We start from the raw sequence: 15,938 nt of genomic DNA, 5'->3' as shown, positions 1-15,938 counted from the left end.
GCCGAGAAGGCTGAGTGTACGGGAGGTATTTGACTTTTACATTTTAAAAAAGAAAAGTCTTTCAGTTTCTTCTGAAATCTTGAAACCAATTTTTTCGTAAAATTGTTTTGTTCTTTTATTCCATTTTGGCGTTTTTAATTGCCAGATTTTTATTTCAGGAAATCTTTGGAAAAGAAACTTAAAAATTTTAAGACCTATCCCATGTTTATGGAAGCTTGGTTCTATGAATAGACGGTATACATATGCCTCTTCTTTTCCTTTTTTCATAAACCAGAATGCACCGATTATATTTTGATTGGTGAGAATTTTATAAAAACATGAAGATTCTCTTAACATTTCTCTATGAAAATCTATAGAATCATAACCGGGTGGACCTTTAAGAACCTCAGCACCTACATCTATATCTGAATGGAAAGATTTTATAGAAATGTCAGTCACATATGCCAAATCTTCATCCGTGACCAATTTGAATGTAATGTCTTTCATTTCTTTCCGAAGATAACGTATTTCTCACCTGGCGGTGTGGAGCGGCAGCGGAACACCGGTCAGGTGCAGAAAGTTGTTAAATGCTGCGAAATATTATTGCTCCATAATTTAAAATCCGCATGCTAAACACTCTGCTCCGTTATTTGAATTATATTCTGCATACCAATAGTGTCTATCATTTATGACGCGAAAATCTAAACTTTGCGTTTCATATGGTTTATGAAATCTATCCTTAAGGATAACAAGTTTTCGACATTTTGGTGGCCATGCCGATTCTTCAGATACTTTGTTGCCTCGTTCTAATTCAGCCTTGAGAATTGAGTTTAGTTCTTCTGATGCAAACACGAATTCACCTTATGGCATTTAACCATTGATTATCATGTCAAAGTTACCTGATAATTTGCAACATAGCCTATTATCAGGTAACTTTACCTTCATAGAATTACCTGCCGAAATTGATAAATGTCAATGCCAAAAGAAAAAAAATACTGGAGCCGATCCGGGGCTTGATGAGAGTAAGGCACTAGTCCATTCATACAGAAAGGATCTATTGCGACTGGATTAAAAGATTCATTCTTTTTCACAATATGAAATCCAGGGCAGACCTGCACAGGGGAGAAAAGAAAGTAGAACGATTTTTAACCTGGCTTGCCGTGGAAAAAAATGTTGCCCTGTCACCCCAGAACCGTCCTGGTGTTTCGATCTTTGAACAGCAGCCTGATAAGTTCTTCTCTCCGGTTGGGGACTGTGGCGGAGATATCGCGGGGGATTCCTTACAGGCTCTTGATGGAGCGGAGCGGCAAAAGGGGGGCCTGTTTGAGCGTCAGCGAGTTTTCAGCCTTTCGCGGGGCGGAATGTAGAGCCTGTTGGAATTCTGCCCGCTGCGGAGCCGCAGTTTCCAACCGCCGGATATCCAATCCTGCTATTCCTCACCCTATCAATTCCCTCAGAACCGATTCCGGCCGAATGGGCGGTTAAGATTTCAAATTTTCGGCCAGGTATCAGAGATCTTATACCCTTCGGGCCAGGGATCTGTCGGGTCCAGCATGTGCTGGTGGGTGCCGGTGATCCAGGCCCGGCCCGAAACGGACGGGAGAACGGCATCCAGGTCTCCGACCTTGGTCAGGCTTTCCAGGCGGCAGAGGAATCTGGATCCGATAATGGATTCCCCGATATACTCCTGCCCGGGTTTGAGCATGCCCCTTTGGGCCAGGACGGCCATGCGGGCGGAACATCCCGTGCCCGTGGGGGAGCGGTCCAGCTTGCCCGGCTGGATGGCCACGGCGTTCTTTCCCTTGAGAACCCCTTTCTCCTCTGTCAGGGGGGCAGCCATCTGGCAGAAGGAGATATGGGCCCAGTCCGGGTTTTCCGGATGGAAAAACCCCAGCTGCTCATTGGCGGCATTGGTGATTTTAATGCCCGTCTCCACCAGGTCCCGGGCCTCATCCGGGACAAGGTCAAATCCCAGATCCGAAGCATCCGCGATCACAAAGGAATCCCCCCCATAGGCTGTATCCACCGTCAGGGTTCCGATCCCCTCCACCTCCAGGGATGCATCCAGCCGGTGGACAAAGGAAGGTACATTGAAAATGGTCATTCGCTTCACCCGGCCGTTGGAACAGTCTGCTTTGGCCTTAATCAATCCGCCCGGGGCCTCCAGGGTGAGCAAAGTTTGGGGCTCGGTCATGGGCAGAATCCCGGTTTCCAGGAGAACCGTGGCCACGCAGATGGAGTTGGACCCGGACATGGGCGGGGTGTCCTCGGGCTCCATGATGATCCAGCCCATCTGGGCGTCGGGATTTTTGGGGGGCACCAGAAGGTTGAAATGGCGGAATACTCCTCCCCGGGGTTCGTTGAGCATGAAATTGCGCAGACTCTTGTCCTTTGCGATCCACCGGGACTGTTCCCACAGGGTTTCCCCCGGCGGCGGGGCCACCCCCCCCACGATTACGTCCCCGACTTCTCCTTCGGCATGGCAGGAGACCGTATGGATGATTTTCGATGAATGCATGCCATTTCTCCCTGGTTTATTTTTCCAATACTTGAGGATTTACCATATGGGGCATGGAACCGGTCCGGTAGAATTCGATGATGTTCTTTGCTGCCCGCCTGGACATGCCGTCCCTGGCCTCCTGGGTGGCCGAGCCGATATGGGGGAGGACGCAGACATTTTCCATGGACAGCAACGGATTGTCCCGGTCCATGGGCTCGGGGTCTGTGACATCCAGGCCGGCCCCCCAGATTTCCCCGGACTCCAGGGCCCGGATCAGCTCCGGTTCGTTATGGACCGGTCCCCGGGCCGTGTTGATGAAGATGGCCGAAGATTTCATCCGGCTGAAGGCCTCCCCGTTAAAAATCCCCCGGGTCTCCGGGGTCAGGGGGCAGTGGGCGGAGACCACATCGCTTTGGGCCAGAAGCTGATGAAAATCCACACGCCTTGCATTGAGCCTCTCTTCGGCTTCGGGATAGGGATTTCTGCTGCAGTATAGGATATCCATGTCATAGGCGCCCCGGCACCTCAGGGACATTTTCATGCCGATCCGGCCCATGCCGAAAATTCCCAGGGTCTTGCCCATGAGTTCCATTCCCAGATGATCCTTGGGTGTAAAGGATCCCCATTCTCCCCTGAGGATTTTCTTGTGATTGAAAACCATTTTCCGGGCCGTGGCAATCATCAGGCCGAATGCGATGTCGGTGGTGGCCTCGGTCATGACATCCGGGGTATATCCCACGGGAATCCCCAGGCGGGTGGCATGGTCCACATCGATATTGTCAAAGCCCACGGCAAACTGGGAGATCATGTCCAGGTGGGAAGATCTGTCCAGAAAGGTCTTGTCTATCTTCTCGGTCAGGGTGCAAAGAACGGCATCACAGTCCTGGGCATGCTCAACCAGTTCCTCCGGGGTCATGGGCCGCTCCATGGGCCAGAACTTCAAATGAAACCCCTGATCCTTGAGAAGATCAATCCCAATATCCGGATACTGCCGGGTAATCAGTATTGTTTTTGATTTTTCCATGGTCTTATTCCTTTAAAAAAGGTCTTTCTCCTGGCAAAAATTATTGGATCCTATATTCCATCAGCAGCACATCAAAAACCAGATGGGCAAAAATCTTCTTTTCATAGACCCGGAACCCTATCTTTTCATACCATTTTCTTAACGTGGAATGCCCGGCGATAATACCGATACTCAGTTTTTTGACCCCTTGGTCTGCGGCAAGGGAAATGATATGATCGACTAGGCTCCTTCCCATTCCCTGGTTCTGAAACTCGGGAAGAACCGCCAGCCGGTTCAGATAGGCCAGACTCTTTTCCGGAAATTCGCAGGCCACGCATCCCACGGGAAACCGGTCTTTTTCCAGAATAAAATAGGTTTCTCCCCGGTCAACCCCCTGCTCAATCCATTCCCCGGTGCAGAATGAAGGGTGGGTGGGGGTATTTTCCCGGTTGATATTGAACATCCCGGCCACGGGGCGGTTTGCCCTTTGGATCAGATCCGCCAGAATTCCGGCCTCCTGAATTGTGGCCTGCCTTATCTTTCTCATCTATTCTTTCCGGTCAGGGAGCTTGCAAAATTCATGTCTGATGATTTACCGGTTATGGGTCTGGTTTTCCTTTGAACTTCCGGGATCAGAATTTTCTGATGATCACCACACCGGCGGTAACCAAAAGGATCCCTGCCATCCTCTGCCAGGTGAAATGCTGGACCGGCACTCCCAGGAATCCGAAATGATCCATGAAAAGGGCCATGGTCAATTGTCCCGCCACCACCAGGGCAAAGGTCAGGGCCGCTCCCAGCCTGGGGGTAAGGATGATGGTGGCCGCCACATAAACCGCTCCCATGCAGCCGGCCGTCCATACGGTCCAGTGGAGGTCCGAGGCCTGGCGGATCGTGCCAAACTCGGTACGGACCGCCAAAGCATAGATAAAGAGGGAGGCGGTTCCCACGGCAAAGGAGATCAATGCCGCATATACGGGGTCCCCCAGGGCACGCCCCATTCTGGCGTTGAGCCCGGCCTGGAGAGGGGCCAGCATCCCGGCTGCCAGGGCAAATGACAATAAGACGAATTTCATAACCGCTCCATTTTTTGCGGGGTTTCAGCCTGTTGCACCCTCTGTTTCATCAGCCGGCCAGGACCTTCACATTCACCTTCCGGCTCCTGGGGCCGTCAAATTCGCAGAAAAAGATGCCCTGCCAGGTGCCCAGGACCAGGGAGCCCTTTTCCAGGGGGATGATTTCCGACGGCCCGAACAGGCTGACCTTTATATGGGCTGCGGAATTGCCTTCCAGATGCTTGAAGTGATCGTCCCAGGGAATGACCTTGTTGATGGTGTTGAGGATATCGGTCTCCACGGCTGGATCGGCATTTTCATTGATGGTGACGGCTCCTGTGGTATGCATGGAACAGACATGGACCAGGCCGTCCCGGACCCCGGATTCCTGCACAGCCCTGCGGACCTGTGAAGTGATGTCGATCATCTGGGTTCTGGCGCTGGTTTTTACCGGAATGATCATGGTCTCCTCCTCGTATTCAACCCTAAGTTTACCGGGCAGGCCAATGCCTGCCCGGTTTTGTCCGGCAGAGCCGGGAAAACTATCCTTTCACCAGCTCCAGGGCTTTCTCCACGATGTTCCCGGCAGAAAATCCAAACTCCCTGAGAACCGTGCCGCCGGGCGCGGAGGCGCCGAACCGCTCGATGCTCACGACCCGGCCCTGGTCTCCCACGTATTTTTCCCAGCCCATGGAGATCCCGGCTTCAACGGCCAGCCGTTTTTTAATGCCCGAGGGCAGGACCCGCTCCCGGTAAGGGGCAGGCGCCTTTTCAAACCACTCCCAGGAGGGCATGGAGACCACGGAAACCTTCAGACCGTGGTCTTTTTCAAGGATCCCGGCCGCATCCAGGCTGACGTGGACCTCGGCTCCGGTGGCCAGGATGATCATATCCGCATCCAGACCCGCCTCTTTCACGGTATAGGCTCCGTAGTTGAAATCGATATTATCCCTGGATCCTTCCAGAACCGGAAGTTTCTGACGGCTCAGGAGAAGGGCCGTGGGGGAGCTGGTATTGATCAGGGCCTGTTTCCAGGCCAGGGCCGTCTCATTGGCATCGGCCGGGCGGACCACGTTGAGCCCGGGAATGGCCCTGAGGGAAGCCAGATGCTCCACGGGCTGGTGGGTGGGGCCGTCCTCTCCCACGGCCACGCTGTCATGGGTGAACACGTAGATCAGGGGAAGTTTCATGAGGCTGGCCACCCGGATGGCCGGCCGTACATAATCGGCAAAGACCAGGAAGGTCCCCCCGTAGGGGCGGATCCCGGAGTGGAGGTACATGCCGGACATAACCGCTCCCATGGCATGCTCCCGAACCCCGAACCGGATATTTCTGTTTTTCCAGGCCTCTTTCTGGAACTCCCCAGAGCAGTTCAGATAGGTTTTGTTGGAGGGGGCCAGGTCGGCAGACCCGCCCATGAGGGTGGGCAGGTTGGGGGCAATGGCGTTGAGAACCTGGCCCGAGGCTGCCCGGGTGGCAATGGGGCCGTCTTCAGGGGCCAGCCATTTGATATCCTTGTCCCAGCCCCCGGTCAGATATCCGCTGAAGGCATCGGCAAACAGGGCTGCATCCTGGGGATGGTCTGCCTTAAATACGTCAAAATCAGCCTGCCAGGAATTTTCAAATCCTTTTCCGTAGGCAACGGCCTTCCGGGTATTTTCCAGCACCTCTTCGGGCACGTAAAAATCCTTGTCCGCCGGAACCCCGTAGAATTCCTTTACCTTTTTGATCTCCTCTGCTCCCAGGGGGGCGCCGTGGGCATCGGGGCTGTCCTGCTTGGCCGGGCTGCCGTAGGCGATATGGGTCTTGAGCTTGATCAGGGTGGGCCGCTGAATGGCGTCCTTTCCGGCCTGGATGGCCTTCTGGATCTTATTGAGATCATTGCCGTCCTCCACCTCCACCACGTGCCAGTTCATGCTTTCAAACTTGGCCCCAACGTTTTCCGTAAAGGCGATGTCGGTTCTGCCTTCAATGGTGATGGAATTGTCGTCATAGATCAGGATGAGCTTGCCCAGGCCCAGGTGACCGGCCAGGGAGACCGCTTCCATGGCCACCCCTTCCATGAGGTCCCCGTCCCCGCACATGGCATAGGTGTGATGATCGATAATCTCCCGGCCCTCCCTGTTGAACCGTGCCGCCAGGTGACGTTCGGCAATGGCCATGCCCACGGCATTGGCCACGCCCTGGCCCAGGGGGCCTGTGGTGGTCTCAACGCCCGGGGTATCCCCGTATTCCGGATGGCCCGGGGTTCTGGATCCCCACTGCCTGAAATTTTTCAGATCCTCGATCTCCAGCCCGTACCCGAAAAGATAGAGCAGGCTGTAAAGCAGGGAGGAGCAGTGCCCCCCGGACAGGACAAACCGGTCCCGGTCAATCCAGGCCGGATTTTTCGGATTGTGCTTCAAAAATCGTTTAAACAGGACATATCCTGCCGGGGCCAGGCCCATGGGCGCGCCGGGATGGCCGGAATTGGCCTTCTGGACCGCATCCATGCAAAGGGTCCGAATGGTATTGATGGTTAACTGGTCTAATGTCTCATTGGCTTCTGCCATGGTTGGTTCTCCCTATAAAGTCTAATTTTTAATATTTTTATCTTAAGCTTGTAGTAATCAATAATAAATCGGTGCAGGCTTGAAGAAAAATTTGCCCATATGCAAGGCGCAAAGAATTTTCAGATCGGAGTGTACTCTTGTACGTGAGGATTTGAAAATTCTGCAGCAACTCCGCAGATGGGTGAGTTTCCATCCAAGCACTAGAGGGCTCTCATGAATTCGGGTTTCAGCTCTATCTTCCCCTGAAGCGCCTCTGAAATCAATTCCAATGTCTTTTCCTTGTCCCGGGGCAGCCGGGCCCGGATGGGCAGGTAATTGGAGGCATGGTTGGCATGGAAAAGTCCCTGGGTCAGATGGGTGTTTGCGATCATCTCCCCCAGTTCAGCCAGCATCTGCGTGGGTTCCAGCAGCTTGAACTCCCCGTTCCTGTGCTGTTCATGGAGTTCGGTCCCCGGCACCAGCATCAGACTCAGGGCCCCCACGAAATCCGGGTCCATGTCCGATAAAACCCGGCCGGTCTCCCGGGCATGGATCATGGAGCGGTCAGGCCCGGCCAGGCCCAGCAGAACCGTAACGGACAATTTGATGCCTGCCTTCTTGATCCTGCGGCCCATCTTGATCATTTTGGCCGAATCCGCACCCTTCCGGATTTCCTTTAATACCTGGTCATCTCCGGATTCCAGCCCCATATAGGCGATTTTCACGCCCAGGGAGGCCAGTTCCTCCAGCTCTTCGTCTGTTTTCATGCCGATTCCCTTGGTATTGGCATAGAGTCCCACACGCTCCACCCAGGGCAGCCGCTCCTTTATTCTTTCCAGGATGGGGACCAGTCGCCTCTGGGGAACGATCAGGGCATCCCCGTCACAGATGAAAAGCCGGTTCTGGCGGCGGCAATGGGTCCTTGCAAATTCGATATCCTCGAAAATCACATCATCTTTTTTGATGTTGAACCGCTTCTCCCGGAAGGTGCCGCAAAAGGTGCATTTATTATGGGAACAGCCCAGGGTCACCTGGAGCAGGATAGAGTCTGCCTCGCTGGGAGGCCGGATGATCATACCTTCGTAATGCATGGTGAATTCCACCTGTAATCTAAATTAAAACCAGGTCCGGCTTTAAGGGAAAAAAAGCCTGACAAGCCCATGACCCAGCCCCTGGAACCAAAACCTTCTTTTAACAGGTATTGGTTTAAAATTCAACCAGTTTGCGTCCTGATCCACTGTCAAAGCGCCACCTTCTGCCTTGCCTTCGGCCCTTCCTGGCCGGGAAGCCTTCCAATGCGCCCCGGTCCGACTCTTCGCACTTCTTACCGGCCATCGGAAAAAGTCCAAATCACCCATTATGACGGCACCGAATTTTCAAGTTTAGTGTCGGATTTCGATTCAAGCAATGGGTAAGAATCAAAGCATTCCCTTGACAGGGCAAAAGGCTTCTCTGATAATTATCAGAATTCAAATCTTCATGGAACCCAACAAAAAATATGATAAAATCAATCATCAAATACTTTATCGGCTTCTCTCTTGCCTTTATACTGATCTCTCCGGCCGTTCTCTTTGTTTCAATTGTTGAAAAAAATCCCCAGGTGGAAAAGGGACCGCCCTTGTCTTTTGACAAGGTCAAAAGAGTGGAACAACTGATCCGCACTCACAAACCAAGATTTATGAGATTCAGGCAAATCCGGAGAATCCGTATTCTGGAGCAGGATCTGAACCTGCTGGCCAATTACGGGGTATCCCAGCTAACCGGCAAAGATTATATCTTCCCCAAGGTCAGCCTGTCCGCTCCTTTTATTTCTTTTTTTGCCACCATAAAAATCCCCAAAACCCCGTTTGGGGAATATCTGAATCCGGAACTGGTTTTGAAACTGGACAAAAACAGGCCTGAAATCTTTTTCTTCCGGATAGGAAAACTCAAGATTCCCAAAAAAATCATAACCCCATTGGCTTCCCTCATTGGGCAATATTTTTTAAGCTCGGAGGTTTACAATCTGTTTTTGAAAAATCTGGATGCCCTTCGATTCGTTTCAATCCGGGAAAAGCAATTGAATTTTATCTATGAGTGGAACCCGGATTCCCTGTTAAAGCTCCATGAAAGCGGAAAGACCCTTCTCGTTTCACCGGAACACCAATTCAAACTCATCACATACACCAATGAGCTGACAAAACTATTGGATATTCTCAAGGAGAATCACCTCAAAAAGATTTCCCTTTCCCGGGTGATCCGCCCCCTGTTTCAATTCGCTGCGGGACAAAGTGAACTCTCCAAAGATCCAGTGCTGGAAAACCGGGCATTGCTCCAGGCATTGTCCCTCTATGTAATCGGAGAGAAACTGGACCCTCTGGTCAATGCAGACAAGCTCAAACAGGTCAAACCCCGGGTGGATATCCGGTTGACCCTTTACGGCAGGGAGGACCTGGTCAAACATTTCCTTGTCTCTGCAGGACTGGCCGTTTCCGCCGGAACCAAGTTGAGCCAATTTGCCGGAATTGCCAAGGAAGTGGGTGATTCAAATGGGGGAAGCGGATTCAGTTTTGCCGATCTTGCAGCAGACAGGGCAGGCGTGATGCTGGGTGAAACAGCCATTGCCTCTCCCAGCCAGGCAAATAGAATTCAAAGGCAAATGAAAAACAGTAAAGGAGAAAGCCAATTCATGCCCCGGATTGATCGTCTGCCTGAAGGCATCATGGAGCTTGAATTCAAAAAACGGTATACGGATCTGGATTCCAAAGCCTATGCCCTGATTGATGAAGAGATCAGCCGAAGAATCGGGGAATGCAGCGTGTTCAGATGATCTGATTACTCCTGAACCAGCATCTCCCTGAGCCCGGACAGCCGCTGGGCGGTGCGATTGTTCCCAAAGGCGATTTCAAAGGCCCGGGAGGATCCCACGATGATGACCAGTTCCCGGCCCCGGGTCATGGCCGTATAGATCAGGTTTCTCTGGAGCAGGGGGAAATGGGCCGTGGTCAGGGCGATGATCACGGCCGGATACTCGGAGCCCTGGGATTTATGGACTGAAACGGCATAGGCCAGGGTCAGTTCGTCCAGTTCCAGAATGTCATAAACAACGGACCTGCCCTCATAATCCACAACCACCTGCCCCTCTTTCCTGTCCACCTCCAGGACCCGGCCGATATCCCCGTTGAACACATCTTTTTCATAGTTGTTTTTCAGGTGCATGACCTTGTCCCCCGGCCGGAACACAAGGCCCCGGGCCTGGATGCCTTCCCCGTCCGGGTTTAGAACGGCCTGGAGCCTCTGGTTCAGGTTGATGGTCCCGGCATCTCCCCGGTGCATGGGGGTCAGGACCTGGACTTCTTCAACATGGGGAAAAACATGGGGAATTCTTTGAGCGCAGAGTTCCAGAATGGTTTCCACCACTTTGCCGGGCTCCTGGTTTTCAATAAAATAAAATTCCGAGAGGCCCTCTTTGGAGGCCTGTTTCAGATCGGGCATTTCCCCGTTCCGGATGGAGTGGGCATGGGTGATGATGGGGCTTTCCTGGGCCTGTCTGAATATCTTGGTCAGGAAAAAGCTCTCTACCCGGCCGGATTGGATGATGTCGGACAGGACATTTCCCGGTCCCACGGAAGGAAGCTGGAAGGTGTCCCCCACCAGGATGAGGCGGGCCCGGGCAGGCAGGGCCTCCACCGCACGATACATCAAAAGGGTGTCCACCATGGATGCCTCGTCCACCACAAAGACGTCCAGGGCAAGGGGATTGGTGAAATTGCGTTCAAAGTCGCCGGTCTCCTGGTTGAATCCCAGGAGCTTGTGAAGGGTAAAGGCCTTTTTTCCGGTCACCTCGGAAAGCCTGCGGGCTGCCCGGCCTGTGGGGGCGCTTAAGACCACGGTCTGATCCAGCTTTGAAAAAACCGCGCACAGGGCCCTGACCAGGGTGGTCTTTCCGGTGCCGGGACCGCCGGTGATCACCGATATCTTGCAGGCCAGAACCCGGGAGACCACTTCCAGCTGCTCCTTGGATAATTTCACGGCCAGGGAGGTCAGAACCTGTTCCAGGATCTCCTCCCCGCTCAGGGAATGCCCGGACCGGGGCATGGAGAGCAGGGCCTTTATCCTGGAGGCAATGCCCGTTTCCGCCCGGAAAAGGCGGCTCAAATAAACCCGGGTCTCGATCTTTCCCGGAAAAGCCCCCGGTTCCTGAAGCTCTTCTCTTTCCGGGTCCGATTCAGGCTCTTCCACAGTTTTCACCTCCAGGATCTTGACCTCTTCCTGGTCCGCAAGATCGTCAAGGGCCTCTTCCAGGTCTTCCGGCTTCACCCCGGCTGTCCGGGCACTGAGGGCAAAAAGATCCTTTTTTTCCGCATAGACATGGCCCTCCTGCTCAAAGGCCCGAAGGCGGCAGATAAGACAGGTGGACAGACGCCGGGTATCCTCTTTTTCCACCCCCCGGGCCCGGGCCAGGCTGTCAATGACCCTGAAGTCGATCCCGGGGATATCCCTGGCAATGAGATAGGGGTCTGTCTCCAGTACGTCCAGGGATCTGGGGCCGTAAGTTTTAAGGATTGTGCCGGCATGGGAGATGCCGACCCCGTGATCCTGAAGGAACTGCATGACCCTGCGGACCGAGTGATGGGTGTTCCAGGCCTTTTCAATGAGCCTTTTTTTTGCCCGGCCGATGCCGTGGACCTCCAGGAGCTTTTTGGGTTCATTTTCAATGATCTCAAGGGTATGCTCTTGGAACTGGTCCACGATCCGGTCGGCCAGGGACCGGGAAATTCCCTGTATCATGCCGGATCCCAGGTATTTTCTTATCCCGGACACCGTGGCCGGCAGACTGACCTGAAAAGAGTCTGCCTGGAACTGGTCCCCGTACCTGGGATGGGAGATCCATTTCCCGGTCAGGTCCAGGGTTTCCCCCTCTGCCACTCCGCCCAGATGGCCCACCACGGTGATGGGATCATGGATCTTATCCACCCGGATGCGGCAGACCGTATAATGGTTTTCCGGATTCTGGTATGTGAGCCGGGTGAGAACCCCTTTGATTTTGATCATGGGAATAAAAGGATGAAGGATAAAGGATAAGGGATGAATTTCATTATCACTGAAGCCTGTTATCCGCTATTCATTGGACCCGATTGGATGGTTCGTGATCCATTGGGCAGCATCGTAAAGATCTTCTCCAAAATAGTCCGGAACAATTCCTTTCCGGGCCAGGTCTTTCCGGGCGTTTCTCCCATTGCCCGTGGCCACCAGGCAGGTCAGGCCGCAGCCGGCATTGATCCCGCACTCCACATCCTTGGCAGAATCCCCGACCATGACGGCTCCTGCCGGATCAATTCCGTAGACCTCGGCCGCTTTAAGGATCAGCCCGGGCCTGGGCTTGCGGCAGGAACATCCCTGATCCGGGGTATGGGGACAGAAAAAGATATCCCTGATCCGGCCGCCGGCCCCTTGAATTCCTTTTTTCATCTTGTGGAAAATCGCCTCAAGGGTTTGAAGATCGGCCATTTTCCGCCCGATCAGGGACTGGTTGGTGATAAGGATGACCTCGAATCCGTGCCGGTTGAGCAGGGCAACGGCTTCCGGGCTCCGGGGAATAAAATGAAACTCTGAAGGCTCTTTTATATATTCGGCGGAATCTTCATTAACCACCCCGTCCCGGTCCAGAAAAACGATTTTGACTTTTTGCTTTTGACTTTTTGCTTTTGGCTTCAAGCTCTATTCTCCCACGGCAAATGCCCTGTCAAAAGCCCCCTGGGCCATAATCCTCTCGCTGAACCGCCGGGCATCCTTGAGATTGGAGAACCGCCCGATCCTGACCCGGTAAAAGAGCCCCCGGTCATCTTCGTAGGTCACCATATGGGCATTCTCATAGGTGGCGGATAATTTTTCCCTGTAATTTTCAGCATTGGCCCGGCTCTTAAAGGCCCCCACCTGAACCGTGAAATTGCCCTTCCAATAATTGAGGGGTTTGAACTCAACCGGGTCTTTGGTCTTCTCGGAATAGGAGACGGCCCGTCCCAGGGCGGTGAGCCTCACCCTTGCCGTGCCCGGCCCCACAATGCCGATTTTTTTTGCCCCGGTATAGGAAAGATCAATGATCCTGCCCCGGACAAAGGGCCCCCGGTCATTGACCCTGACCTTGATGCGCCGGTTGTTCTCCAGGTTGTGAACCATGACCCAGGTGCCCATGGGCAGGGTCTTGTGGGCCGCCGTCATGGCGTACATATTATAGGTCTCGCCGTTGGAGGTCTTGCGGCCGTGGAATTTACGGCCGTACCACGAGGCCTTCCCGGTCTGGACAAACCCGTCTGCACTGGCAATGGGAACATATTCCCGGCCTTTTATCCGATAGGGTTTCTGGGTGGCCGGCACCCTGCCGGAGGAGGGTTTTCCCGATGATCCGGGAGGGATATGCCTGGAATAGCCTGAATCCACATGCTTTGAACAACCCGGCATGAAAAGGGCGATCAGGATCAGGATTCCAAGGGCAGCGGTCAGGGGTCTGAAATCAGGTTTCATCATGCAAATGCGTTTTCCAGTACTTTCTCCATCTGGTCGGTAAAATAAAAATCCATCTGGGTCTTGATATGGTCGGGGACGTCTTCCATGTCTTTCTCGTTCCACAGGGGCAGGATAATGGACCGGATCCCGGCCCTGTGGGCGGCGATCACCTTTTCCTTGATCCCTCCCACGGGCAGCAGCTCCCCCCTCAGGGTGATTTCGCCGCTCATGGCCAGGCGGGGCCGGATCTTTTTTTCGCAGATCAGGGAAACCAGAGCCGTGAGCATGGTGATCCCGGCAGAGGGTCCGTCCTTGGGAATGGAGCCTTCGGGAACGTGGATATGGATATCATGGGTTTCAAAAAAAGAGTCTTTTACCTTGAGCTTTCCGGCATTGGCCCGGATATAGCTCAGAGCCGTGGAGGCCGATTCCTTCATCACATCCCCGAGCTGTCCGGTCAGGGTGAGCCCTTTGCCGCCTTTCATGGCAACGGCCTCCACAAAGAGGATCTCCCCTCCCACCGGGGTCCAGGCCAGGCCCACCACCACCCCGGGATTCTTGATTCTCAGGGCAAGGTCGGGCATGTTCCTAACCGGCCCCAGGTACTCCCGGATCTCTTTCTGGCCGATGATCAGGCTCTCGGCCTTTTCTTCGGCGATCTTGGCTGCCACACCCCGGCAGATGGTTCCGATTTCCCGTTCCAGGTTCCGCAGGCCCGACTCCCGGGTATAGCCGGAGATGATCTTCTTCACGGCCCCGGATGTGATTTTGATCTGGGTGGCGTTGAGCCCGTTGGCTTCCCGCTGCCTCGGGATCAGATACCGGGTGGCGATCTTGAGCTTTTCATCCTCGGTGTACCCGTTCAGCTCCAGAACCTCCATGCGGTCTCTCAGGGGAGCCGGAATGGTATGGAGGACATTGGCCGTGGTCAGGAACATGACATCGGAGAGGTCAAAGGGAACATCCAGGTAGTGGTCGGAAAAGGAGAAATTCTGCTCCGGGTCCAGAACCTCCAGAAGGGCGGAGGAGGGATCTCCATGGTAGGAAGAGTCGACCTTGTCTATCTCGTCCAGCATGAACACGGGATTTTTTTTGCCGGCCTTTCTCAGGTGCTGGATGATCCTTCCCGGAAGGGCGCCCACATAGGTCCTTCGATGTCCCCGGATCTCGGCTTCGTCCCTTACGCCTCCCAGGGCAATCCGGACAAACTCCCGTCCCAGGGCCCGGGCAATGGACCTGCCCAGGGAGGTTTTCCCCGTACCCGGAGGACCGGCAAAACAGAGAATGGGCCCCTTGGAATCTTTTTTCAGCTTTCTGACGGCCAGGTACTCAAGGATCCTCTTTTTGGGTTTTTCCAGGCCGTAATGATCCTGGTTCAACACCTGCCGGGCCTTCTGAATATCCAGCCTGTCTTTTGAGGCCTCATTCCAGGGCAGGGTGGTCAGCCAGTCCAGGTAGGTGGAAGCCACCACGTACTCCGAAGAGGAGGGGTGCATCCGGGCCAGGCGCTGGAGTTCTCTTTCCGCTTCCTTGCGGGCCTCGTCGGGAAGCTTCTTCTTTCGTATCAGGGTCTGATACTCCAGGATCTCAACGCTCTCGTCCTCGGATTCCCCCAGTTCATCCTTGATGGCCTTGAGCTGCTGGCGAAGGTAGTACTCCCGCTGGCGCTTGTCCATGTCTTCCTTGACCTGACTTTGAATCTTGGATCCCATCTCAAGGATTTCAAGCTGATCATTGACCAGGCGGGTGACCTTTTTCAGCCTGCGGGTCACGTCCAGAAGTTCGAGGACCTTTTGCTTCTCCCTCACCGGCGCGTTGATGGTGGAAGCCACCATGTCGGCCAGGGCATTGGGTTCCTGGAGGGACTTGATCATCTGGCCCAGTTCAGAAGGCAGGCCCGGGGAAAGGTCAACGATCTTCTCATACTGTTCGACAATATTGGCCATCAGGGCCCGGTTTTCAACGCTGGGATCGATGTTCCGGCTTTCCATGACTTCTATTTCAGCCTGCATATAGGGCTTTCCCTGGATATACCGGGTCACCTTGAAGCGGTTAAGGCCCTGGATGAGAAGCTGGGCCTTTTCATCCTCCATCTTGGACATCTTCAGGATTACGGCCACGGCCCCGATCCGGTAAAGATCGTCGGCCGTGTGCTTGGAATCGATATCCGAACGCCGGGAGAGCAAAAGACCGAGCATCCGGTTGCCGGCCATGGCTTCGTCAATGAGATCAATGGCCTCCTTCTGGATCAAAACCAAGGGCAGAACCATCTTGGGGAAGAGATTGGTATCAACAATGGGAAGAATGGGGATGATGCCGGGGATGTCGTTTGTGGAGATCTGGGCCGAGGGGTGTCTGATATCCTCCATGGAAAGTCCTTTTTG

The 15,938-nt window shown here is 53.9% G+C and carries 14 protein-coding genes; 2 read left to right on the top strand and 12 right to left on the bottom strand.

Annotated features, from left to right (window positions below):
* Nucleotides 1–36: 36 nt before the first annotated feature.
* A complete protein-coding gene (locus tag F608_RS0113880) occupies nt 37–486 on the bottom strand; it encodes a GNAT family N-acetyltransferase (RefSeq protein ID WP_022666254.1) in 450 nt (149 codons plus the stop codon).
* A gap of 530 nt (nt 487–1,016) precedes the next feature.
* On the opposite strand from F608_RS0113880, the gene F608_RS37385 reads away from it, so the two are divergent.
* A complete protein-coding gene (locus F608_RS37385) occupies nt 1,017–1,346 on the top strand; it encodes a phage integrase N-terminal SAM-like domain-containing protein (RefSeq protein WP_084681149.1) in 330 nt (109 codons plus the stop codon).
* Between the two features lie 122 nt (nt 1,347–1,468).
* On the opposite strand, the gene F608_RS0113870 is transcribed toward F608_RS37385, so the two are convergent.
* From F608_RS0113870 to F608_RS0113840, 7 genes are all read right to left on the bottom strand, one after another.
* Nucleotides 1,469–2,497, bottom strand: coding sequence for a trans-3-hydroxy-L-proline dehydratase (locus F608_RS0113870; protein WP_022666252.1), 1,029 nt, complete (start codon nt 2,495–2,497; stop codon nt 1,469–1,471).
* Between the two features lie 16 nt (nt 2,498–2,513).
* Nucleotides 2,514–3,503 (bottom strand): 2-hydroxyacid dehydrogenase, encoded by a 990-nt coding sequence (locus F608_RS0113865; RefSeq protein ID WP_022666251.1) that lies wholly within the window; start codon nt 3,501–3,503, stop codon nt 2,514–2,516.
* 40 nt (nt 3,504–3,543) lie between these two features.
* Nucleotides 3,544–4,029, bottom strand: coding sequence for a GNAT family N-acetyltransferase (locus tag F608_RS0113860; RefSeq protein ID WP_022666250.1), 486 nt, complete (start codon nt 4,027–4,029; stop codon nt 3,544–3,546).
* Between the two features lie 85 nt (nt 4,030–4,114).
* A complete protein-coding gene (locus F608_RS0113855; RefSeq protein WP_022666249.1) occupies nt 4,115–4,558 on the bottom strand; it encodes a DMT family transporter in 444 nt (147 codons plus the stop codon).
* 49 nt (nt 4,559–4,607) lie between these two features.
* Nucleotides 4,608–5,000, bottom strand: coding sequence for a secondary thiamine-phosphate synthase enzyme YjbQ (locus F608_RS0113850; RefSeq protein ID WP_022666248.1), 393 nt, complete (start codon nt 4,998–5,000; stop codon nt 4,608–4,610).
* Nucleotides 5,001–5,079: 79 nt separating this feature from the next.
* A complete protein-coding gene (tkt, locus tag F608_RS0113845) occupies nt 5,080–7,089 on the bottom strand; it encodes a transketolase (RefSeq protein ID WP_022666247.1) in 2,010 nt (669 codons plus the stop codon).
* A gap of 200 nt (nt 7,090–7,289) precedes the next feature.
* On the bottom strand, nt 7,290–8,159 hold the full coding sequence (locus tag F608_RS0113840; protein ID WP_022666246.1) for a radical SAM protein: 870 nt from the start codon (nt 8,157–8,159) through the stop codon (nt 7,290–7,292).
* 407 nt (nt 8,160–8,566) lie between these two features.
* Between F608_RS0113840 and F608_RS0113835 the strand changes: the two genes are divergently transcribed.
* The gene (locus F608_RS0113835) at nt 8,567–9,877 is read left to right on the top strand and encodes a YfiM family lipoprotein (RefSeq protein ID WP_022666245.1); all 1,311 of its coding nucleotides are present in this window, start codon (nt 8,567–8,569) and stop codon (nt 9,875–9,877) included.
* A 5-nt stretch (nt 9,878–9,882) separates the two neighbouring features.
* Here F608_RS0113835 and recD2 read toward each other — a convergent pair whose 3' ends face one another.
* The 4 genes from recD2 to lon all read right to left on the bottom strand — a co-directional run bounded on the left by recD2 (nt 9,883) and on the right by lon (nt 15,923).
* Nucleotides 9,883–12,102: an SF1B family DNA helicase RecD2 gene (gene recD2, locus F608_RS0113830; protein ID WP_022666244.1), complete on the bottom strand. Its 2,220-nt coding sequence runs from the start codon at nt 12,100–12,102 to the stop codon at nt 9,883–9,885.
* A gap of 66 nt (nt 12,103–12,168) precedes the next feature.
* Entirely contained in the window at nt 12,169–12,765 is a 597-nt protein-coding gene (gene gmhB / locus F608_RS0113825; RefSeq protein WP_022666243.1) for a D-glycero-beta-D-manno-heptose 1,7-bisphosphate 7-phosphatase, read from the bottom strand.
* Nucleotides 12,766–12,768: 3 nt separating this feature from the next.
* The gene (locus F608_RS0113820) at nt 12,769–13,575 is read right to left on the bottom strand and encodes a septal ring lytic transglycosylase RlpA family protein (protein WP_208599539.1); all 807 of its coding nucleotides are present in this window, start codon (nt 13,573–13,575) and stop codon (nt 12,769–12,771) included.
* Nucleotides 13,572–15,923 carry an endopeptidase La gene (gene lon, locus F608_RS0113815; RefSeq protein ID WP_022666241.1) on the bottom strand — a complete coding sequence of 784 codons (2,352 nt, stop codon included), beginning with the start codon at nt 15,921–15,923 and terminating at the stop codon, nt 13,572–13,574. The genes F608_RS0113820 and lon overlap by 4 nt, the downstream gene beginning before the upstream one ends.
* Nucleotides 15,924–15,938: the final 15 nt, after the last annotated feature.

Source organism: Desulfospira joergensenii DSM 10085, assembly GCF_000420085.1.
GTDB classification, from domain to species: Bacteria; Desulfobacterota; Desulfobacteria; order Desulfobacterales; family Desulfobacteraceae; genus Desulfospira; species Desulfospira joergensenii.
This window is presented reverse-complemented; position numbering and strand designations above follow the sequence as displayed.